Below are 22,382 nucleotides of genomic sequence, written 5' to 3'. Positions count from 1 at the left end.
TTTTTTACAAGGAAACCTATATGTTCAAAAGAAACGACGAGCAATCTCAACAGCGTCCCCCACTTACTGGCCAGCGTTTACGATCATATGCTTTTGCTTTACTTACTCGCCGAGACTACTCTAAAGCAGAACTGATTGAGAAATTAGCCCGTTATGCACAAAATATAGAAGAAGTGAAACAACTCGTTGAAGAGTTATCTGAGCAAAACTATCAAAGCGACCAACGTGTTGCAGAGCAAATGCTTGCAAGTCAGATTCGTAAAGGTAAAGGTCCAAAACGCATTCAACAAGCTTTAAAAACCAAACAGATTGAGAACGATTTAATCGCTGATGAAATTCACGAAATTGATTGGGTAGAGCAAGCTTATCAGCTTAAAGTTAAGAAATTTGGAGAAGTGGTTGAAAAAGATCCAAAGCTTAAAGCAAAACAAATTAGATTTTTACAGTATAGAGGGTTTGATTTAGATGTAATTTTAAAAGCAATCCAAAGAAAATTGGATTAAAAGAAAGGTGGCAGCCCCACTAGCAAAACTTCGGCACATCATAGATCTGCTACCGTTGCTACCTTCCGGTCCTGGCGGGGTTCACAGAGTACAATTGCGAAGCCACCAGCGGGGCTACCATTGCAAAACAAAGTATAGAGATTTTTAAAAGAGATGCAACCCTTCTATCCCATTTTCGGCAAGTTTTTGTTTCGATTGATTAATTCACCAACAATAATCGCTTAAAATTTGAAAATGTAATTTTATGAGTTTAAGTTCTTTTTTCATTTTGCATAAAATATGCTTGAAGATTGTAAACTATCCTTGCATTTAAACTGTTAACTGTTTTAATTGCATTGATCAATGAAAAACCTTAGATATTTAGTGAATTGATTTTTATATTCCGGTGTTCAAGGTGGCTTTTATATAAAATTATGGATTTATACACATGCAAATGAAGAAGCATTCTTTATTATTTATTGCCTTAATGAGTACCACTTCTCTATACGCAAATATTCCTATCGAGTCTCGTGGTTTAAGTCAAAATGATGGTAGTGCATCTAATACTTCTTCAAGCAATATTTCAGTTCCCACCAATTTAAACTGGGAGTTGATGCAAAAAAATCAACAATTAGAGAATGATATCCGCACATTAAGAGGTCAATTAGAAGAACAAGCAAATGATATTGAGCAACTAAAGAAAGATCTAGCCAACCGCTATACAGACCTAGATCAACGTTTAGAGCTACTACATCAAAAAGTTGACCCAGACAGTGCGACCCAAGATGATAGCTCAAATACGACTGCCGATAGTAGCGCCACTACAAATACATCAGCACCTTCTTCTCAGCCTACAAATGGCAACAAAGTAGTTGCAGCTCCGCCTACTCCAACCACCTCTGAACAACAACCTAGCGCACCAGTAACAAACGCTCAACCAACCACTGCTGCTCAAAACCAGTCAAATCCACTTGAATTAGAAAAAGCCGCTTATACTGTAGCTTTAGATGCTTATAAACAGGGCGGAGCGAAAAAAGCTATTGCCCCAATGCAAAACTTTATTAAAAACCACCCTAATAGTATTTATACAGGTAATGCTTACTTTTGGTTAGCTGAATTTCATTTAGCCACAGACCCTGTGAACTACAATGAAGCGAAGAAAAACTATAATATTGTTGCGAATCAATATCCAAACTCTAGTAAAGCTCCTCGAGCATTGTATCAACTGTATAGTATTGCAAAGGATGTTGATAAGAATACTGCATCAGCAAACCAATATAAGAACAAATTACTTACGCAATATCCTAAATCTGAAGAAGTTAAATTCTTTAAAAAATAATTTATACATAAAAAAAGACACTGTTAAACAGTGTCTTTTTTTATGTCTTATTAATTAACGTACAATTCCACGCTCTGATTGCTCAATAGAATCAATTAATAATTGAGCTTCTGGAACAGAAGGCAAAATTTCACTTTTAATTTGTTCAACAGCTTGAACAGAAGTCAGTCCTGACTTAAATATCAATTTATAAGCTTCTCTTAAACCCTGAATTGTATTTTTAGACCAACCTTTTCTTCGCATACCTTCAGTATTTATACCAAAAGCATGAGCAGGATTACCAGAAGCCATCACATAGGCAGGTACATCTTTAAGAATTAATGAAGCACCACCAATCATGCTGTAAGAATCAATTTTACAGAATTGATGTATCCCAGAATTCCCGCCCACAATAACGTGATCACCAATATGTACATGCCCAGCGACACCGACATTATTAGCAAAAATATTATGGTCACCTACGATACAGTCATGTGCAATATGCGTGTTTACCATCAATAGATTATGGCTACCTATTTTGGTTAATGCATTATCCTGCACTGTGCCTCTATGTAAGCTGCAATGTTCGCGAATTAAATTATAGTTACCAATTTCAAGCCAAGTTTCTTCACCTTTATATTTGAGGTCTTGGCAAACTTCACCAACACTTGCAAATTGAAAGATTTCATTATTTTGGCCTATTCTGGTAAAACCACCTACTACCACATGAGAATGTAATTTAGTACCAGCACCAATAGTCACTTGAGGACCAATAACACAATAAGGTCCTATTTGAACATCTGCAGCAATTACTGCAGATGGATCAATAATGGCGGTAGAATGGATTAAATCGTGATTGCTCATGCCTGCTCTGTTTTTTGGTGTGAAATCATAATCTCAGCGGTTGCTGCTACAATGCCATCAACGCTAGCTGTACAATTATATTTGTAAATGCCGCGCTTCTGCATTACCAACTCAGATTTTAATACAAGTTGGTCACCTGCAACTACTTGTTTTTTAAATCTAACTCTTTCAGCACCAGCAAACAGGAACAAAGAACCTGGTTTTGGCGTTTCATTGTTCATAATAAAACCAAGAACACCTGAAACTTGAGCAAGTGCTTCAACAATTAGAACACCAGGCATAATTGGATATTCTGGAAAATGTCCTTGTAAGAACTCTTCATTGATAGAAACATTTTTATAACCAACAATACTATTGTCAGTAACTTCAGTCACACGATCAACCAACAAGAATGGATAACGATGCGGCAAATATTGACGAATCGTTTGAATCTGCATTGGTAATTCAGGGATGGCAAATTTAGGGGTAGTTGACTCGGTCATAATATTCTATTTACGCAAATTAAAAGTTGATTCAAGAGACTCTATTTGAGCTTGTATATGATCAAGTCGTTTAGTGATTTGGGTCAATGGCACATCTGCTAATTGTCGCAAGCGTACAACAGTCTTTTTCCAATGACTATTTTCAAATAATCCAATTCCCGATGAATAAGTTCCTGCAACAGAAATATTTTTTGTGACCATTGACATTGCAGTAAAAGTCACATTATCGGTAATTGAAAGGTGACCTGATACTCCACATGCTCCACCTAGAATACAGTTTTTGCCAATTTTTGTACTTCCAGCAATACCACACTTGGCTGCAATAGCAGTATTTGAACCAATATGAACGTTATGTGCAATTTGCACAAGGTTATCAATAATTACTCCATCTTCCAAAATTGTATTATCAAGTGCACCTCTATCAATACTACAATTTGATCCAATTCGAACATCATTTCCAATTAAGACCGAACCTAGCTGAGCAATACGATGCCACTTACCTTGATATGGCGCAAAGCCAAAGCCCTCACCTCCAATCACAGTACTCGAGTGTACACGCACACGATCTTGTAATTTAGAGCTACCCGTAATAGTGACATGAGAATCGATAAAACAATCTTTTCCAACTTCTACATAATCATCAAGTTTAGTATGTGACTCAATGATCGTATTATCACCTACCACACAATTTTCACCAATAACCACATAGTGACCAATATATGCCGTTTCCGAAATAATAGCAGAAGGATGAATTTGAGCAGTGCTTTCTATCCCCGTTATGGAAACCTTTTTATCAAACACATGAGTCAAAATTGCAAATGCAAGGTAAGGATTCTCAACAATAATGAAATTATGTTTTTCTGGAAGAAGTTCTTTTAAAGTAGCTGTAACAATGAAGGCACCAGCATTACTCATTTTGGCTTGCTCAAGATATTTCTCACCATTTATAAAAGTAATATGGTTTGAATTAGCTTTTTCTAAACTTGCCAAGTTCGAAAGTTGAAGACTACCTTCACCAATTAGCTCACCTTGAACCAGATGAGCTAATTCATCTAAACGATATTGTTGCACTTTCATTAATTTATTTCATTGAATTAACCTTTTGAATCATTTTATCAGTTAAATCATACTTAGGGTCATAGGCAACAGTTGAATTTTTATTCAAAACAAAGTCAAGATTATTTTCTTTTCGTAACTGTTCAGCAGCTTGCTTAACTCTTGTTTCAAACGTTGTATTCATACTTTGTAAGCTAGTTTGAACTCTAGATTGTAAGCCTTGTTGTGTTGAATTAAATTCATTTAATTTCGATTGATACTGAGATTGCAATTTCTTAATATCATCTTCTTTCATTTTTTGGCCTTGAGTTTGTGCTTGACGTTGAAGTCCTTCCAACTCTTTACCCAATTGCTCAAGTTTAGTCGTTGTAGGTTTCACAGACTGGTTTAAGCTTGCATTTTGTTGTTTCAAATAAGTACTACTTTCAACAACTTTAGCTAGATCAATTACGCCATAACCAGCTGCATTAGCTGCCACTGAAGCTACCGTTAAACCCAATCCTAATATTAATGCATTTAATTTTTTCATATAATCACTTTCCTTATTTCGTTGCTCAATGAAGTCGTACTTAGAAAGTACGACCAATTTCAAACTGGATTTCTTTAGTTTCATCACCCGGTTTATCATTTAACGGGAATGCATAGCTAAGTGACAATGGTCCAATCATAGTAATCCAGGTTACACCCACACCCACGCTATAACGTAAGTTACCTAAATCGAAACCATAATTATCTTCACAATACTTCTTAACGTCTGTAATTGTCTGACCATTAATCCTCATGCCTTTATCGCCATATACAGAGTTATTAATGTTACACTTAGTATCAAAGACCTGACCACCTTCAGCAAACAGTACAGGACGTACCTGACGAGTCCAATCTCCTTTAAATGGCATAGGTAATGCTAACTCAGTTCCAAATTGAACTAGAGCATTACCACCCACATTTTCAGGTGAAGGATCATTTTGCTTTGTTTCTTGTAAATTTACACTAGCATATTTAGGCCCCAAAGTACTGTTGTCATAGCCTCGAACAGAACCATAACCGCCCGCGTAGAAGTTTTTATAGAATGGTAAATCGTTACCATAACCAAGCTTACCATAACCACGAAGTACAAAACCTGAATTACCAATCGGTAAGAATGCTTGCGTATCATAAGTAAGTTTTTGGTAGTCAACATCACTTCCTGGTAAGCCTATTTCAAGACCTAAACGGTGAGACATACCAGATGTTGGGAAAATCGGTCTATTTAACGTGTTATATGACCAACCTAAGTTTAAATTATAAGTAAAGAATTCACCATCAAAAGCACTATTGTAATCTTCAAATCCACCTTGACATGTATCAGCTATTGATTCATTTGTTTTAGGATCTGTCTCTGTCTTACCACTTGGACACCAAGTCGACTTACCAGTTGCTTTACCACCATTTGCTAATAAATAATCACGTACATAGGTAGAAACATAAGGACCAGTGGTGACTTTAGTATTATCAACACCAACAGAAGCACTTAAACTTTGGTTTTCATCAATAGGATAACCAAAACTTAAACTACCACCCACACTATCGGTTACATAGTTATTAACGTTATAGTTATCATTTAACTTAGTTTTACGATAATAAACGTTATACCCACGGCTTACACCATCAATGGTGAAGTATGGGTCAGTGACACTTAAATTATAATAATCTTGAGTTTCTGAACGAGACAAATCAATTGCAACTCGGTTACCAGTACCCATGAAGTTGGTTTGACTAAGTCCTGCTTGGAACGTGATACCACCATTTTGCGAATAACCTACCGCCAATGTTGTGGTACCTGAATGTTGTTCTTCAACATTTACATTCAAATCGACTTGATCAGGTGAGTTTGGAATTCGGGCAGGTTTAATATCAACAGTTTTAAAGAAACCTGTACGCTCCAATCGAACTTTAGACAAGTCAATTTTTTCATTACTTGCCAAAGCACCTTCCATCTGACGCATTTCACGACGTAATACTTCATCAGAAGTTTTGCTATTACCAGTGAAATTAATACGACGTACGGTAACTTGCTGACCTGGATTAACATAATAATTTAGGTCAACAACACCAGTTTCATTATTAATTTGCGGAACAATATTTACATCAGCAAAGTAATAACCTGCGTTACCATACTTACGTAAAAGTAATTGCTTAACAGCATTTACCTTTTCTTGAGAATAAGTATCGCCATCTTTATAAATTTTTAAAGCTTGCAATTCTTCAGGCTTATAAAGTGCATCACCCAAGAATTTAGTTTGGCCAAATTTAAACTGATTACCTTCCTCAACTGCAACTTCAATAAAGATATGTTTTTTATCTTCACTAATATTAAGCTGAGAGTTATTAATATTGAAATTAATATAACCCTTGTTAAGGTACATAGCACGTAATGCTTCAAGGCTTGCGGCCATTTTTTCACGCGCATAGCGGTCATTACGTGTAACGATTGAAGCCCAGCCGCTTTCTTTAAGAGCAAATGCTTGCTTGATTTCACTATCTTTAAAAACAGTATTACCAATTACATTGATATCAAAAACTTTTGCTGCCGTTCCTTCGTTGAAATTAATTTTTAATTCAACGCGGTTGTTTGGTCTCGCAACGGTATCAACAGTAACGCTAGCATCATAACGACCTTGTTGAGTGTATTGCTGCTCTAATTCTGTTTGAATGGTTTGCAAAGCAGATTTCTTAAAAACCTCACCCTCTGCAACACCCATTTTTTTAAGGCCTTGTTCTAACGCCTCTTTAGGAATAAGTTTATTACCTTTAAATTCAAGTTTTGAAATAATAGGGCGTTCAATAACATTAAAAACCAAAGTATCGTTATCTTTTGACGCTTTAATATCATCAAAAAGACCCGTGGCATACAATGTTCGAATTGCTTCGGCGATCATCGGTTCATTAACGCGATCGCCACTGTTGATTGGCAACATGGTATAAACATTTGCAGGAGTAAGACGAACTAAACCGTTTACACGAATATCTCTAACAACGAAATCATCAGCTGCATATGCTTGTTGTACCGCTGCCATAGCGCTAACAAGTGCCAAAGGCATTAAAAAATGTGTGTGCCGCATGCCAGTTTTTTCCAGTAAGTTATAAATCCATACACGTTTACAAACGCATAAAATCATTAAATAAAGCTAAAAGCATCATACTACCGAGCAGTACCATACCAATTTTCAGACCAAACATTTGTATTTGTTCAGAAACAGGCTTTCCTCGAATAGCTTCAATGATGTAATACACTAGATGACCACCATCTAACATTGGAATTGGTAATAAATTTAAAATTCCAAGGCTTACACTCATCAATGCCATGAAAGAGATAAAAGTTTGCCATCCCATTTCTGCACTTTGCCCAGCTACTTTTGCAATAGTGATAGGTCCAGAAAGATTTTCCAATCCAATAAGTCCTTTTACCATTTTCACTATTGAGTTCAAAATCATGCTCGAAATCTGGCCAGTTTTATCAAGAGCCATTTCAAAAGCTTGTATTGGAGTATATTGGATTGTTTGCTTATATTCGTCAGGAATTGTAATTTTTCCAGCGTCACTTTTTACACCAAGGACACCATTTACTTGTCCCATGTTGTCGCGTTTTCCTTGAGGCATCACTTGCAAATGAACCAACTGTTGATGACGCAACACGTCAATATTAAGTAACTTTTCTGGAGAGCGCTGAACAACCTCAACAACATCAAACCAATCTTTCATAGGCTGACCGTCAATCGCAACAATACGATCACCCACTTTCATTCCTTGACGAATTGCAGCACCATCTGCTGTTAAATCTGTTACAACAGCAGGAATTACAGGTCGATAAGGTAAGAAGCCTAATACATCGAGTGCAGATTCATTTTGGTTTTTTAAAAAATCTTTTATCGGTAATACAAAATTTTTCTCGGTGCCTGCACGATTTACATCGATATTTACAGTACCGGTTTCACCTACCCGATCAATCAAAGCAAAATTTAACTTTTCCCAAGTTGCTGTTTCTTTGCCATCAACAGCAATAATTTTATCACCTACATGTAACTGAGCAGCTGCAGCTGGCGAGTTTGGTATAATTTTACCGATTTTAGTATTTAATTGTTGTTGCGCTGGCAAAAATAAAACCCAAAAAAGCAATACGGCAAAAATTAAATTAATTAATGGCCCTGCCGCAACAATAGCAATACGTTTCCATGGTTTTTGACGGTTAAAAGCATATGGTAAATCTTGTTCTGCCACATTACCTTCTCGCTCGTCTAACATTTTAACGTAGCCACCTAAAGGTAAAGCAGAAAGCTGATATTTAATACCGGACTTTTTAGAGGTCCATTTGAGTAAAGTTGGACCAAAACCAATTGAATAAACTAAAACTTTAACACCAAGTTTACGTGCAACCCAGTAATGACCAAACTCATGAATTGCAATTAACGGACCAAGTAAAAGAGCCGCTGCTGCAATCATAAAAAGAGCATTCATTTCAGCCTCCAATACTTGATATATATTGTTGAGCTACTGAGCGAGCCATTTTATCTTTGTCTAAAATGCACTCAATGCTCTCAGCGGCTGCATTCTCTAAATCTTGCAAAGTATGCTCTACCACTTGCGGAATATGTGTAAATCCAATCCTTTCCTTTAAGAATGCTTCAACAGCAATTTCATTCGCTGCATTCAAAATGGTAGGTGCCAAACCTCCTGCACGCATTGCTTGTCTTGCAAGATTTAGTGCAGGAAATTTTTGGGTATCTGGAGCTTGAAAATTAAGCTGAGAATACTCAAATAAATCTAAAGCAGGAACACTTGTTTGTAAACGCTCAGGCCATGCTAATGCATGTGCAATTGGCGTACACATATCAGGATTACCCATTTGTGCTAATGTTGAACCATCAACATACTGCACCATAGAGTGAATAATACTTTGTGGGTGAACAACAACTGTAACAAAATGTTCAGATATTGAAAACAAATGACACGCTTCGATTAACTCTAACCCTTTATTCATAAGAGTGGCGGAGTCAACTGAGATTTTTTGGCCCATAGACCAGTTTGGATGTTTACATGCTTGTTGTGGTGTTACATGTTCCAATTGTTCTAGGGAATGATTTAAAAAGGGACCACCAGATGCAGTCAGTAGTATTTTGGATACACCTAATTGCGGTTGCCCAGTTCTCTCAACTTCTAAATAATTATGAGGTAATGACTGGAAAATAGCATTATGTTCTGAGTCCACTGGCAATAATAATGCCTGATGATCAAGAGCAGCTTGCATCATGATTTCACCAGACATCACCAATGCTTCTTTATTTGCAAGCAATACTCGTTTACCAGCTTTAACAGCTGCCAAAGTAGGTAAAAGACCTGCAGCACCTACAATTGCAGCCATTACAATATCAACGTCAGCATGTGATGCAATATCAATCAGACCATCTTGCCCAATTAAAATATCAATGTCTTGTATGTTTTGTTGCGCAAATAATGTTTTTAATTCAGCTATCTTCAGTTCAGGAACAACAACAACTTTAGGGCGAAACTGTTTGCAGATTTCAACAAGTTCAGAAATTCGACTATGTGCCGAAACTGCAAAAACTGAATACTTATCTGGATGCTGACTTAAAATTTTTAAGGTACTTTGTCCAATAGAACCAGTTACACCCAATATGCAAACAGATTGTGTCATCTATAAATCTACACCAATAAGCTTTAATATATACATTCCCGTTGCAAAAATCGGGGCTGCTGCGAGTAAAGAATCAATACGATCCAACACACCACCATGACCAGGCAACACACGCCCAGAGTCTTTAATACCAGCACGACGTTTGATCATTGATTCAAACAAATCACCTAATACTGAACCAAATACTGTAATTAAAGATAAGATCAGGAATAAAAGTTGTTGAACCCAAGTTAGATTTAAATATTGATATTGCACTACAATCATCACAATCACTGTAGTTAAAATACCACCATACAACCCTTCTACCGATTTATTTGGACTTACTGTGGGTGCCAACTTTCTTTTACCAAATTTGCGGCCTACAAAGTAAGCTCCACTATCTGCACCCCATACAAGCAAGAACAAATACATCAACCACCATGGTGAGCTTTGCCATACTACAAAGATTGCAGTCACTGCTGCACAGATAAGAATTAAACCAATAATATAGAGAGTCGCGTTATACCAACCATCAAATTCAGGAAAAGACTTAACCCAATATACACTAACGAGCCAAGTTAAAATTGAAGCAGACCATAGCAACAATGCAATGTCATGAAAGAATAAGGCAACACCAGAAACAAAGGCAACAAGTAGACCATAACCCCATGCTTTAGGCTTTACTACCGCACCAGCTTCATGAGGCATTAACTTATACCATTCATACCCCGCAACAGCTGCCGCCACAATCATAAGTACCAACATTGGATAATGTGATTGCGTAGCAAACATACAGCCCAAAACAACTGCAACAAGTACCAATGCGGTAACAATCCGCTCTAACATTATAATTTCTCGATTTTCTCTTGCTGAATTTGTTCAGATGTTTTACCGAAACGACGTTCACGCCCTGAAAATACATTCAGTGCATGATCGAATTCCTCGACTGTAAATTCCGGCCATAATGTATCCGTAAAATACAGTTCCGCATAAGCTGCTTGCCACAACAGGAAGTTAGATATACGAAAATCTCCACCTGTACGGATCAACAAGTCCACAGCTGGCAGATCGTTTAGACTGACATATTTTCCGAACAAATCAACATTTATTTGATCAGCGTCAATTTCACCACGAGAAACTGCTTGTGCAACCTCTTTAGCTGCATTTGCAATATCCCACATACCACCATAGCTAATCGCAATAGTTAATGTCATGGCGTCATGATGTACTGTTTGTTGCTCTGCATCTTCCATTAAGGCAACTAAATGTGAAGGTAATCTAGAACGATCCCCTATAAAACGCAAAGCAATATTGAATTTTTTCATGCGAGGTATTTGCTCATGAATCGTTTCTTCAAGAAGCTTCATAAGCAGATCGACTTCATATTGTGGTCGATTCCAATTTTCACTCGAAAATGCAAAAACAGTTAAAGCACGGACGCTAGTTTTTATACAATGCTCAACAATAGGATCAAGAATATTTTTACCTTCTCGATGCCCATCGCCTTTTTGCATTTGATTTTTCTTGGCAAAGCGGTTGTTGCCATCCATGATGATGGCAACATGCTGAGGAAGATGATACTCTTCTGATTCGGTCATAAAATTAGACCTTCATCAATTCTGCTTCTTTCGCTGCAAGACGTTTATCTACTTCTGCAACATATTTATCAGTAATTTTCTGAATATCATCACCTGCACGACGCTCATCATCTTCAGAGATTTCTTTCTCTTTCAACAGTGCTTTGATATCACCTAAAACATCTCGACGAATGTTACGAATAGCAACTTTTGCATTTTCAGCTTCACTGCGTGCAACTTTTTGCATATCACGGCGTGTTTCTTCAGTTAAAGCTGGTAAAGGCACACGAATTGAATCGGCAGTAATAGGGTTTAAACCTAAATCACTTTCACGAATTGCCTTATCAATTGCAGAAACCATTGTACGTTCAAATGGTTGAACGATAAGCGTACGAGAATCTTCAACACCAACGTTCGCTACTTGGTTTAAAGGCACATCAGAACCATAGTAAGGAACCATTACCCCATTTAAAATTGATGGGTGTGCACGGCCGGTACGAACTTTATTAAACCCTTGTTCCAAAGACTCAAGAGTTTTCATCATACGCTGTTCGCTGTCTTTTTTCAGATCGTTAATCATATGATCTTCCTTACTTATTTATTCAAGGATGTATATAACAAATTTAATTTAGCGCTAGTATAAAGAGCTTTGCAGCACACGTACATTATTTAGTAACGCGCGTACCCTCTTTTTCACCCATTACAACTGATAAAAGCGCACCAGATTTATTCATATCAAATACTTGCAATGGAACATTATGGTCACGGCATAGACAAATTGCTGTTAAATCCATAACGCCTAGCTTCTCATCTAACACTTGATCAAATGTTAAATGATCATATTTGACCGCATCTTCGTATTTGCTAGGGTCTTTATTATAAACACCGTCTACTTTGGTTGCTTTCAAAATTAAATTTGCTTCAATTTCAATACCACGTAGACATGCTGCTGTATCAGTTGTAAAGAATGGATTACCTGTTCCCGCAACGAAAACACAAACTTCGCCCTGGCTTAAATGACGGATTGCATCACGGCTTGAATATGACTCTACAACAGTACCAATTGGTAATGCAGACATAAGACGAGTTCTAATGTTTCGACGCACTAATGCATCACGCATTGCCAAACCATTCATGACAGTTGCAAGCATACCCATCTGGTCACCTGTTACACGGCCAACCAAGCCATCTTTTTGTAACTGGCTACCACGATATAAGTTACCGCCACCAACAACGATACCTACTTGCACACCCAAGCCCACCAAATGTGCAATAGAAAGTGACATCTGATCTAAAACTTGAGCATCAATACCCATATCTTTATTACCTGATAATGCCTCACCAGATAATTTTAATAAAATTCGTGAATAACGGGGGCTTATTGTTTCCGCCATGATTTTGCTCCAAGACCTCTTAAACTGAATACTTTTTGAATCGTGATTCGATTAGACCGATTTAATTTTAATTAACTTTGCAAATAAGTCGTATTCATCCGCATCGGTAATTTCGACTTCCAACATATCGCCTGGTTGAATCGTGCTCTTATCGATATCTTCTACGAAGACATTACCGTCAATTTCCGGAGCATCGGCATAAGAACGTGCAACAGCAACAGGATATTCATCTTCCAAACCATCGACTAATACCGTCATTGTTTGACCGATACGTTTTTGTAATTTGGCAGCAGATATTTGCTGCTGCACTTGCATAAAGCGCTCGTAACGCTCTTGCTTAATTTCTTCTGGCACATGATCTGGTAAATCATTGGCCGTAGCGCCTTCTACTGGTGAGTAGGTAAAGCAGCCTACACGATCAAGTTGAGCTTCAACTAACCAATCTAGCAAAATCTGGAAATCTTCTTCAGTTTCGCCTGGAAAACCAACCACAAAAGTAGAACGGATCACAAGATCCGGGCATTTTTCACGCCACAATTTAATTTTTTCTAGAGTATTTTCACTATGCGCTGGACGCTTCATTAATTTAAGAACGCGTGGGCTCGCATGTTGGAATGGAATATCCAGATAAGGCAGGATTTTACCCTGAGCCATCAAATCGATCACTGCATCAACATGTGGATATGGATATACATAATGTAGACGCACCCAAATTCCAAGCTGACCAAGTGCTTCACACATGTCAAAGAATTTAGTTTTTACTGGCTGTCCGTTCCAAAAATCCAACTTATATTTAGTATCTACACCATAAGCTGAAGTATCTTGTGAAATAACCAAAATTTCTTTCACACCTGCGCGTTTTAACGCAGCTGCTTCTTCTAACACGCTACCAACTGGACGTGATACTAAATCACCACGCATGCTCGGGATAATACAGAAGGTACAACGGTGGTTACAGCCTTCAGATATTTTTAGATAAGCATAATGCTTAGGCGTTAAACGGATACCTTGTTCAGGAACAAGATCAATAAAAGGATTATGTTTTGGCGGTGCTGGTACATATTCATGTACAGCTTCCATCACATCTTGATAAGCTGCCGCACCAGTAACCTTTAAAACGTTCGGATGCATTTGACGAATTTTATCTTCGTCTTTACCTAAGCATCCTGTAACGATTACTCGACCATTTTCACTCATGGCCTCGCCAATTGCATCTAGCGACTCTTGTACCGCAGATTCAATAAAACCACAGGTATTAACAACTACTAAATCAGCACCATCATAATCTGATGCAACTTGATAACCTTCAGTCTTTAACTGAGTTAAAATTCGTTCAGAATCTACCAATGCCTTAGGACAACCTAAAGAAACAAAACCGACTTTGGGGGTCTTCATGAATCTGCGCTCCACTTGAATGCGCGTATTGTATGTCTTTTCTCGTCTCACGCATAGGTGGAAACCCCACTCTTTGTGTAATGCACCAAAATACAACCAATATTTGCACCAAAACTCAATATTGCACCAAGTTGGAACATGATATTATTAGCAAGTAGGCTGCTATTTTTGACCAAAAGATATTAAGAACGATTTTAGCGCGCTTTAATTACGCTTAAAACCTCAAAATAATCCATAAACAAAGTTGGCGTACATTTTGCATCATTCATGTTCTATAACGGTGAATACCGATAACCAATGAAGATGCCATTGCGCCATTTTAAGACAGGAACGATTCGCTAATGGATCAACACACACCTATCGACTATCGCCTTTTGGTAGACAATTTAACTACTGCGATTTTATTAATCGATAGTAATTTTAATATTTTTTATTTGAATTCAGCTTGCGAAGCACTTTTCGACATTAGTTTGCTACGTGCTTCTGGGCAGCCGGTTTTAAATTTACTTCATGCGCCCGATGATACCTTTAATACACATGAAGCTTTACTCAATACTTTAAAAACAGGACAACCTTATACACGTCGTGAAGCTGTGATTAATGTCAACTTTAAAGACTTACATGTTGATTATACGGTTTCACAATTAAATGCAGGTAAAAGTTACCATCCGCTTTTACTTATTGAGTTAAATCCAATTGACCGTATGTTGAAAATTTCTAAAGAAGAAAACTTAATTCAACAACATCAAGTAGCTAGACAGTTGGTTCGAGGCGTTGCTCACGAAATTAAAAATCCGCTGGCTGGGATACGAGGTGCCACTCAATTACTTGCTCGGAGCTTGAATGACGAGAGTTATGCAGAATTTACAGATGTTATTATTAATGAAGTAGATCGTCTTACCAATTTGGCTGACACTATGTTAGGTTCAAGACAACTGCCGAGTTATGAGAACGTAAATGTTCATGAACCTTTGGAACGAGTTCGGTCTTTAATTGCAAACCAAACCAAGAAAAAAATTAAAATTACGCGTGACTATGATTTGTCTTTGCCAGATGTGAATGCTGACCGAGACCAATTAATTCAAGTTATGCTCAATATTAGCGTTAATGCCATTCAAGCGATTACAGAAAATAAGTCATTTTTTATAGATCAAGAACCCGAATTAATTTTACGTACCCGAATTCAACGTCTAGTCACTATTAATGGTGTGCTCAACCGCTCGGCGGTTCGAGTTGATATTGAAGACAATGGACCGGGTATTCCAGAAAGCATTTTAGAATCTGTGTTTTACCCGTTGGTTACAGGACGAGCAAAAGGTACAGGGCTTGGCCTGAGTATTGCACAGAACATTATGCATCAACATAACGGAATGATTGAATGCCAATCAGTTCCTGGAAAAACAATGTTTAGCTTATATTTACCTTGGGAGTCAGACCGTGTCGCGAAATAAAATATGGGTTATTGATGACGATCGCGCCATGCGATGGGTACTTGAAAAGACCTTTAAAGAAGAAGGATTTGACGTCACCAATTTTGAAGAAGCTCAAACAGCACTCGAACGTTTACATCATGATGCGCCCGATGTCATCTTAACTGACATCCGTATGCCTGGTATCGATGGGTTGACTTTTTTATCCAAAGTAAAAAACACACACCCCGACTTACCCGTCATTATTATGACAGCTCATTCAGACTTAGAGTCAGCTGTATCAAGCTATCAAACTGGTGCGTTTGAATATTTACCAAAGCCATTTGATATTGATGAAGCTTTAGCTTTAGTCAATCGTGCGATTTTGCATATCAATAAATTGCAGCAGCAAGAAGCTACAAAAACTGCTTCTCCGCTACAATCGACAGAAATTATTGGTGAATCTCCTGCCATGCAAGAGGTTTTCCGAGCAATTGGGCGGTTATCGCAATCACACATTACCGTTTTAATTAATGGCGAGTCAGGAACTGGTAAAGAGCTCGTTGCACATGCTTTACACAAGCACTCACCGCGCCGTGCCAAACCATTTATTGCACTAAACATGGCAGCAATTCCGAAAGACTTAATCGAAACGGAATTATTTGGTCATGAAAAAGGTGCTTTTACGGGCGCAAATACTCAACATCAAGGTCGTTTTGAACAAGCCAATGGCGGAACATTATTCCTTGATGAAATTGGTGACATGCCTTTTGAGACACAGACTCGTTTACTTCGCGTACTTGCAGATGGTGAATTTTATCGAGTGGGTGGGCATATCCCGGTTAAAGTTGATGTCCGAATTGTCGCTGCGACACACCAAGATTTAGAAAAATTGGTGAATGAAGGTCGATTCCGTGAAGACTTATATCACCGTTTAAATGTAATTCGTATTCATATTCCTAAGCTTGCGCATCGTAGCGAAGATATACCAATGCTTGCTCAGCACTTCTTGGCCCGTGCAGGAAAAGAGTTAGGTGTAAGTCCAAAGATTTTACGTACTGAAACAACAGACTATATGCAACAACTGCCATGGCCAGGTAACGTGCGTCAGCTTGAAAATACCTGTCGTTGGTTAACTGTCATGATTACTGGTCGTGAAGTTTATCCAGAAGATTTACCTTCTGAACTAAAACAAGTGCCACTTCAAAAAACTAGTGAAACTAGTCAGCCAGCCCCGTCTTTTGAGCGTATTTCTTTACATCATTGGGATGAACTATTAAATCAATGGGCAATTCAAAAGCTAAAAAATGGCGAAATGAAGATTTTGGATATTGCAACACCGATGTTTGAACGCACATTAATTAATGCAGCACTACAGCAAACTCGTGGACGCAAACGTCATGCAGCTGAACTATTAGGTTGGGGACGCAACACCCTAACCCGAAAGTTAAAGGAACTAGGAATGGATTCTGCTGATGACGATGATGAGGACGAACATAAAGCAACTTTGTCTGAAGCTTAATTGTAAAATACATAACAAGAGCGGCTAATTGATTTTAGCCGCTTTTTCTTTATATCTATTTATAAGGAAATTAATCTTTAAATTAAAACGTGAACATATAGTTACATCACTAAAAAACTCCAAAAGATCGTGTAAGTTTTTATATTTTAAAATATTTATTCAGTTTCATACTTATATGACTGTTTAGCAGACAATCTAAGAATATAGCAATGTCCATCGGTAAAGATAGTTTTGATATACTAGCTAAGCAGTATTAATCGTTGTTATTAAATTTTATGCATGATCCAGTCCTTGAGTCACATCATCCTATATGTGACAAACCTCAGACGCGCCGCGGTATCGAACGTCGTTTAGCTTTATTGCTAAGCGCAACCGAGCTGTTTTTGGAAAAAGGATATGATGCCGTATCTCTGGACGATATCGTAAATCATGCAGGTGGTTCAAAGGCCTCTATTTATAAATATTTTGGAAACAAAGAAGGACTTTTTACCGCGATTTGTGACTATAAGCGTGAAATGTTTTTTAAAGATGTGTGTATTCCATTTAATCCTGAAAAAAGTACTTTAAAAGAATATCTGATTCAAACGCTCGAACGTGTTTACGTTCATATCATTCAACCGGAACATATCGCGTTTTTACGACTTATTATAGAACAGACAGAATGTAATACGGTCCTCATACAATACCTTTATGACAAATGGGTACACAACTTACAGAATACACTTACTCAAGCATTAGAGTTTGCACATAATGCAGGAGAAATCACATGTCCTTCTCCTTATCATTCTTCACTCATGTACTTTGGGATTTTACGCGATATTGAGTGGCGTATGATTATGGGTATGCCCGCTCTACCCAATGAGAAAGAAGCATTTGATTATATTGAATATTGTGTAGACATTTTCTTAAAAGGCCACCATAAAGTCTAATTCTTTTGCATTTTGAAATGCTTATAGTATAGTAGACTTCTTTTTCTCCACATCCACCCAGCCAACAACAGATAATTGTTGTATTTCAAAGACAATTATTATGGAGTAGCTACATGGCTCTAAGACATTTCCTGACTTTACGTGATCTATCCACATTAGAACTTAACCGCATCTTAGAACGCGCAAGTGAACTAAAAAAAATGCAACAAGGCAATAAGGTTTATCAGCCTTTTGTTGGTAAAGTATTGGGAATGATTTTTGAAAAATCGAGCACACGCACTCGTATTTCTTTTGAGGCTGGTATTAACCAATTTGGTGGTAGTGCCATCTTTTTGTCACCTCGCGACACACAACTAGGTCGTGGTGAGCCTATTGAAGACTCAGCACGTGTTATATCAAGCATGCTTGATATTGTAATGATTCGTACTTTTGGTCACGACATTGTTGAACGCTTTGCATCTTACTCAAAAGTTCCTGTGATTAACGGCCTAACTGATGACCACCACCCTTGTCAGTTACTTGCAGATTTACAAACTTATATTGAGTATCGCGGTAGTATTGAAGGTAAAACCGTAGCTTGGATTGGTGATGGCAATAATATGTGTAATTCATATATTGAAGCTGCACATTTAATGGGTTTTAAATTAAAAATTGCTTCGCCAAAGGGTTTTGAACCTAAACCTGAATTTTTAGCAGAGTTTGGACATTGTGTTGAGCTTTTTGACAACGCTGAAGATGCCGCTGTAAATGCTGACCTTATCGTTACAGACGTATGGGCAAGCATGGGGCAAGAAGAAGAACAAAAATTACGTAAGAATGCTTTTTCAGCGTTTCAAGTCAATGAAAAACTGATGAGTCTTGCACATCCAGATTGTTTATTTATGCATTGTTTACCAGCACATCGTGGTGAAGAAATTTCAGAAACCATGCTTGATCATAAAAATTCAGTCGTATGGGATGAAGCAGAAAACCGCCTACATGCTCAGAAAGCTTTAATGGAATTTTTATTGAATGAAAATTTGAAAAAAGCTTAATCTCGATAGAAAAACAGCATCTTTAAGGTGCTGTTTTTTTTATTTCCATAAAACTCTTATTTTTCTTATTTATTTTTTAAAATTTTTCACGATGTTGCTGAATATATAAACAGTCTATATTTCAACTACACTCTGGAATCGTGTATAACATTCTACACAATAAGCCAAGCCTACTCTTGTAGAGTGCGATTATGACAACCCTTGAAGAATCACTATCTCAGATCCCTGCATTTTCAATTATTCATGAACATTTATTTAGTTCAGCACAACCTTCCGTTGAACAGCTCAAACTTATTAAAGAGTATGGCTGTAGCACCGTTATCAATTTAGCTTTGACAAACTCACCGCATTGTATTGAAAATGAAGATCAGGTTTGTCTTGAGCATGGTTTAAATTACATCCATATTCCAATTGACTGGGAAACACCGTCTTCTGACCAATGCTTATTGGTTTTAGATTTAATTGATCATTTAGTTCAAAATGAAATTGTTTGGGTACATTGTGCCAAAAATAAACGTGTAAGTTGTCTTATGTATGTCTACAGACAATTTTATATGAATATGGACATGCCAACTTCTCAAGATTTACTGCACGAAATTTGGGAACCAAATGAAACTTGGACAGGACTGATCCATAGTATTACCTTACAGCTACAAGGCCGTAAGGCTACCTTAGAACTTCAACAGTCTTTGCAACAAACTGATGATTTAGTTTAATTAGAGATTAATACCGTCGCTGTTGCTAAAATTCCTTCTTGGCGACCCGTAAACCCAAGTTTTTCGGTGGTGGTCGCTTTGATACTAATTTGATTTAAATCCACATTCAAAACATCTGCAATGCTTTGGCGCATCTCTAAATTATGTTTCGCTAATTTAGGACGTTCGCAAGCTACAGTAATATCAGCATTATTCAAACGATAACCACGGTCTAATATTAATTGATAAACGTGTTTTAGCAGTACACGGCTATCCGCTCCTTTAAACTCTGGATCGGTATCTGGAAAATGCTGACCAATATCACCAAGCGCCAGTGCACCGAGTAAAGCATCACATAGCGCATGTAACACAACATCGCCATCAGAATGTGCTTTCAAGCCATGCGTATGTGGAATCTGAACGCCAGCCAAAGTTACGGAGTTACCCTCTTCAAAGGCATGTACATCCATTCCTTGTCCAATACGAATTTGAGCAACCATATCAACTCTTCCCTTTTATAAAAACTTAAGAAATCTTGTATTCAGCTGTTGTGTTTCGCTATAGTACACTTAGCAAAGTAGACTGAAAGTATAAGCGATCATGCCGTCGAATACTGATATGAATCAATTGAAAAGATTAAGTTTTGTCGTGACATTGAGTTGTTTATGCTCACCATTTGTTTTTGCGGAATCTATCGACTGCTCAAATTCAAAATCTGAGCTCAAAATCTGCTCAAAAACCTTTAGTGAAGCGCGTAAGCAACTCAACAATCAATATCTTTCTGCATACTTAGTTACAGATGCCCCCTTAAAACTTCTACAAGATACGCAGACTTTGTGGTTTAAACATACTCAACAATGCAAAAACACTTCATGTTTTCAACAACAGTTTGATATACGTGGGGATGATTTAAACTTTTATGCATCACTTAAGCAAACCCTAACACAGCATTATCTTAAATTTGAAAATGGGCATATTGCAGCTCAACCTGTTCATTTACAAATTCATCAACTTGCTAAAGATAAAATCAAAATCGAAGGATTAGCTTACCGTAATCCGAATAACCGAAAAGATACTCAAACTATTTCACTAATGGCTTATAGCTCTCCTGAAAAGAAAAGTGAAATTTTAGACAACGAACATAACTGCAAATATAAGTTCGATTTCCAAAAAGCTTTACTTGTAGTGAAAACCCAACAAAAAGGCTGTGAACGATTTACTGGTGTTTATAGACTATATGATTAGTTGATATAAAACAAAAAAGCCAGTGAATCTACACTGGCTTTTCTTTTTTAAGTTGGATATTTTTGTAGAATATCTTGACTCACCAAAACAGCTGTCGCTGCTGATAAAGTCCAACCTAAATGGCCATGTCCGGTATTATAAAAAACTCGTGGCTGTTTAGACTGTTTTACGACTGGCAGCATATTAGGCATCATCGGCCTTAAACCTGCCCACGGCACAACATGCTCAGTTGAAATGTCAAAATTACGATTCACCCAATTCACTAGGGGTTGAATACGATCCGCTCGAATATCTCGATTATAGCCGTTAAATTCAGCTGTACCTGCAATACGTAAACGATCTTGGCCTAAACGAGACGTTACAATTTTGGCGCTTTCATCAAGCAAACTCACCCATGGCGCATTTTTAATACTTTTCTCATCTTTCAATTGGACAGTAATTGAATAGCCTTTAACTGGATAAACATTTACACGCTCACCGACCATATCAGCCAACTGATAACTTCCGACACCACCACAAACAACCAGAACATCACCTTCCAATTGAAAGCTATCTGATTGAGAAAGATGAGGATGTTCAGCACTTGGCTGACAATTCAACACTACTTTATCTGTGTGACACTTAATATCAGTCACTTCAAGTCCAAATTTATACTGAACACCATATTGTTTAGTCTTTTCAGCTAAAGCCGTTGAATACTTATGAATGTCTCCAGTTGCATCACTTGGAGTGTAATAACCCCCAAAGTAATCACCAGTTAAAGATGGCTCGATTGTCTTCATTTCCTCTGGTGAAACTGAATAGCGCTCCAAAGTACCTTTGTTTAAGACGTCATTCACCTGTTTGGCAACGTCATAATCAGCCTTACTGTGATACATATGAAGAATACCGCGTTTCTCCAAATCAAATTGAAGCTGCTCTTTTTCAGCGACTTCAAACAAGCGCTTACGGGCGAGCAATGCTAAGCGAACAGTTTCTATGGTGTTAGCCTCATAATTTTTAATATGAGAAAGAAACTCAACTAACCAGCTATATTTGTGCAAACTAAAAGAAGGGTTAAGTAATAGAGGAGCATCTTTTTGCCTCATCCATTTAAAACCTTTTATAACGGTCGCTTTCTGGTTCCAGACTTCTGCATTACAAGCAGATAATTGCCCTCCATTTGCAAATGATGTTTCCATAGCTGGATAAAGATGGCGATCAATCACTGTGACTTGGTAACCTAATTGAGATAATTCATAGGCTGAAGTAACCCCTGTGATTCCTGCACCAATCACAATAACATGTGGCATAACAGACTCCTCTGAAA

The 22,382-nt window shown here is 37.5% G+C and carries 22 protein-coding genes and 1 other RNA gene; 8 read left to right on the top strand and 15 right to left on the bottom strand.

What is annotated here, in order from left to right:
* Positions 1 to 20: 20 nt before the first annotated feature.
* Positions 21 to 503: a regulatory protein RecX gene (locus B554_RS0115315; protein ID WP_019458742.1), complete on the top strand. Its 483-nt coding sequence runs from the start codon at positions 21 to 23 to the stop codon at positions 501 to 503.
* Between the two features lie 14 nt (positions 504 to 517).
* On the opposite strand, the gene ffs is transcribed toward B554_RS0115315, so the two are convergent.
* Positions 518 to 614: signal recognition particle sRNA small type (gene ffs, locus B554_RS18775), an RNA gene on the bottom strand.
* Positions 615 to 930: 316 nt separating this feature from the next.
* On the opposite strand from ffs, the gene B554_RS0115310 reads away from it, so the two are divergent.
* Positions 931 to 1,821 (top strand): YbgF trimerization domain-containing protein, encoded by an 891-nt coding sequence (locus B554_RS0115310; RefSeq protein ID WP_019458741.1) that lies wholly within the window; start codon positions 931 to 933, stop codon positions 1,819 to 1,821.
* 54 nt (positions 1,822 to 1,875) lie between these two features.
* Here the strand turns inward: B554_RS0115310 and lpxA are convergent, their stop codons facing one another.
* The 12 genes from lpxA to rimO form a co-directional block, all read right to left on the bottom strand.
* Complete coding sequence (lpxA, locus tag B554_RS0115305; protein ID WP_019458740.1) at positions 1,876 to 2,664, bottom strand: acyl-ACP--UDP-N-acetylglucosamine O-acyltransferase; 789 nt, start codon at positions 2,662 to 2,664, stop codon at positions 1,876 to 1,878.
* A complete protein-coding gene (gene fabZ / locus B554_RS0115300; RefSeq protein ID WP_000140523.1) occupies positions 2,661 to 3,146 on the bottom strand; it encodes a 3-hydroxyacyl-ACP dehydratase FabZ in 486 nt (161 codons plus the stop codon). Before fabZ ends, lpxA begins: the two co-directional genes overlap by 4 nt.
* 6 nt (positions 3,147 to 3,152) lie before the next feature.
* Complete coding sequence (lpxD, locus tag B554_RS0115295; protein WP_004701209.1) at positions 3,153 to 4,223, bottom strand: UDP-3-O-(3-hydroxymyristoyl)glucosamine N-acyltransferase; 1,071 nt, start codon at positions 4,221 to 4,223, stop codon at positions 3,153 to 3,155.
* A gap of 4 nt (positions 4,224 to 4,227) precedes the next feature.
* Positions 4,228 to 4,731 carry an OmpH family outer membrane protein gene (locus tag B554_RS0115290; RefSeq protein ID WP_019458739.1) on the bottom strand — a complete coding sequence of 168 codons (504 nt, stop codon included), beginning with the start codon at positions 4,729 to 4,731 and terminating at the stop codon, positions 4,228 to 4,230.
* Between the two features lie 40 nt (positions 4,732 to 4,771).
* Complete coding sequence (gene bamA, locus B554_RS0115285) at positions 4,772 to 7,303, bottom strand: outer membrane protein assembly factor BamA (protein WP_025465244.1); 2,532 nt, start codon at positions 7,301 to 7,303, stop codon at positions 4,772 to 4,774.
* Positions 7,304 to 7,340: 37 nt separating this feature from the next.
* Positions 7,341 to 8,696 carry an RIP metalloprotease RseP gene (gene rseP, locus B554_RS0115280; protein WP_019458737.1) on the bottom strand — a complete coding sequence of 452 codons (1,356 nt, stop codon included), beginning with the start codon at positions 8,694 to 8,696 and terminating at the stop codon, positions 7,341 to 7,343.
* 1 nt (position 8,697) lies between these two features.
* Positions 8,698 to 9,894: a 1-deoxy-D-xylulose-5-phosphate reductoisomerase gene (gene ispC / locus B554_RS0115275; protein WP_019458736.1), complete on the bottom strand. Its 1,197-nt coding sequence runs from the start codon at positions 9,892 to 9,894 to the stop codon at positions 8,698 to 8,700.
* Positions 9,895 to 10,719 carry a phosphatidate cytidylyltransferase gene (locus B554_RS0115270; RefSeq protein ID WP_019458735.1) on the bottom strand — a complete coding sequence of 275 codons (825 nt, stop codon included), beginning with the start codon at positions 10,717 to 10,719 and terminating at the stop codon, positions 9,895 to 9,897.
* On the bottom strand, positions 10,719 to 11,471 hold the full coding sequence (gene uppS / locus B554_RS0115265) for a polyprenyl diphosphate synthase (RefSeq protein WP_019458734.1): 753 nt from the start codon (positions 11,469 to 11,471) through the stop codon (positions 10,719 to 10,721). The genes B554_RS0115270 and uppS overlap by 1 nt, the downstream gene beginning before the upstream one ends.
* A gap of 4 nt (positions 11,472 to 11,475) precedes the next feature.
* Positions 11,476 to 12,030, bottom strand: a complete 555-nt coding sequence (gene frr / locus B554_RS0115260) for a ribosome recycling factor (RefSeq protein WP_004701195.1) — start codon at positions 12,028 to 12,030, stop codon at positions 11,476 to 11,478.
* An 85-nt stretch (positions 12,031 to 12,115) separates the two neighbouring features.
* A complete protein-coding gene (gene pyrH / locus B554_RS0115255; protein ID WP_000852257.1) occupies positions 12,116 to 12,844 on the bottom strand; it encodes a UMP kinase in 729 nt (242 codons plus the stop codon).
* 51 nt (positions 12,845 to 12,895) lie between these two features.
* Positions 12,896 to 14,239 carry a 30S ribosomal protein S12 methylthiotransferase RimO gene (gene rimO, locus B554_RS0115250; RefSeq protein WP_004701193.1) on the bottom strand — a complete coding sequence of 448 codons (1,344 nt, stop codon included), beginning with the start codon at positions 14,237 to 14,239 and terminating at the stop codon, positions 12,896 to 12,898.
* A 341-nt stretch (positions 14,240 to 14,580) separates the two neighbouring features.
* Here rimO and glnL point away from each other — a divergent pair, with 341 nt between their 5' ends.
* The 5 genes from glnL to B554_RS0115225 all read left to right on the top strand — a co-directional run bounded on the left by glnL (position 14,581) and on the right by B554_RS0115225 (position 19,849).
* Positions 14,581 to 15,690, top strand: coding sequence for a nitrogen regulation protein NR(II) (gene glnL, locus B554_RS0115245; RefSeq protein ID WP_019458733.1), 1,110 nt, complete (start codon positions 14,581 to 14,583; stop codon positions 15,688 to 15,690).
* Entirely contained in the window at positions 15,677 to 17,170 is a 1,494-nt protein-coding gene (gene glnG, locus B554_RS0115240) for a nitrogen regulation protein NR(I) (protein WP_004701189.1), read from the top strand. Before glnL ends, glnG begins: the two co-directional genes overlap by 14 nt.
* Positions 17,171 to 17,445: 275 nt before the next feature.
* On the top strand, positions 17,446 to 18,099 hold the full coding sequence (locus B554_RS0115235; protein WP_004701188.1) for a TetR/AcrR family transcriptional regulator: 654 nt from the start codon (positions 17,446 to 17,448) through the stop codon (positions 18,097 to 18,099).
* Positions 18,100 to 18,212: 113 nt separating this feature from the next.
* Positions 18,213 to 19,133, top strand: a complete 921-nt coding sequence (gene argF / locus B554_RS0115230) for an ornithine carbamoyltransferase (RefSeq protein ID WP_019458732.1) — start codon at positions 18,213 to 18,215, stop codon at positions 19,131 to 19,133.
* 191 nt (positions 19,134 to 19,324) lie between these two features.
* The gene (locus tag B554_RS0115225) at positions 19,325 to 19,849 is read left to right on the top strand and encodes a protein tyrosine phosphatase family protein (RefSeq protein WP_019458853.1); all 525 of its coding nucleotides are present in this window, start codon (positions 19,325 to 19,327) and stop codon (positions 19,847 to 19,849) included.
* Here the strand turns inward: B554_RS0115225 and ispF are convergent.
* Positions 19,846 to 20,328: a 2-C-methyl-D-erythritol 2,4-cyclodiphosphate synthase gene (gene ispF / locus B554_RS0115220; RefSeq protein WP_025465243.1), complete on the bottom strand. Its 483-nt coding sequence runs from the start codon at positions 20,326 to 20,328 to the stop codon at positions 19,846 to 19,848. The genes B554_RS0115225 and ispF overlap by 4 nt on opposite strands.
* 100 nt (positions 20,329 to 20,428) lie before the next feature.
* On the opposite strand from ispF, the gene B554_RS0115215 reads away from it, so the two are divergent.
* Positions 20,429 to 21,073 carry a hypothetical protein gene (locus tag B554_RS0115215; protein WP_019458731.1) on the top strand — a complete coding sequence of 215 codons (645 nt, stop codon included), beginning with the start codon at positions 20,429 to 20,431 and terminating at the stop codon, positions 21,071 to 21,073.
* A 47-nt stretch (positions 21,074 to 21,120) separates the two neighbouring features.
* Here the strand turns inward: B554_RS0115215 and B554_RS0115210 are convergent, their stop codons facing one another.
* Complete coding sequence (locus B554_RS0115210; RefSeq protein WP_004701177.1) at positions 21,121 to 22,365, bottom strand: D-amino acid dehydrogenase; 1,245 nt, start codon at positions 22,363 to 22,365, stop codon at positions 21,121 to 21,123.
* Positions 22,366 to 22,382 lie beyond the last annotated feature (17 nt).

It is taken from the genome of Acinetobacter sp. GG2, assembly GCF_000292385.1.
GTDB lineage: Bacteria > Pseudomonadota > Gammaproteobacteria > Pseudomonadales > Moraxellaceae > Acinetobacter > Acinetobacter seifertii.
This window is presented reverse-complemented; position numbering and strand designations above follow the sequence as displayed.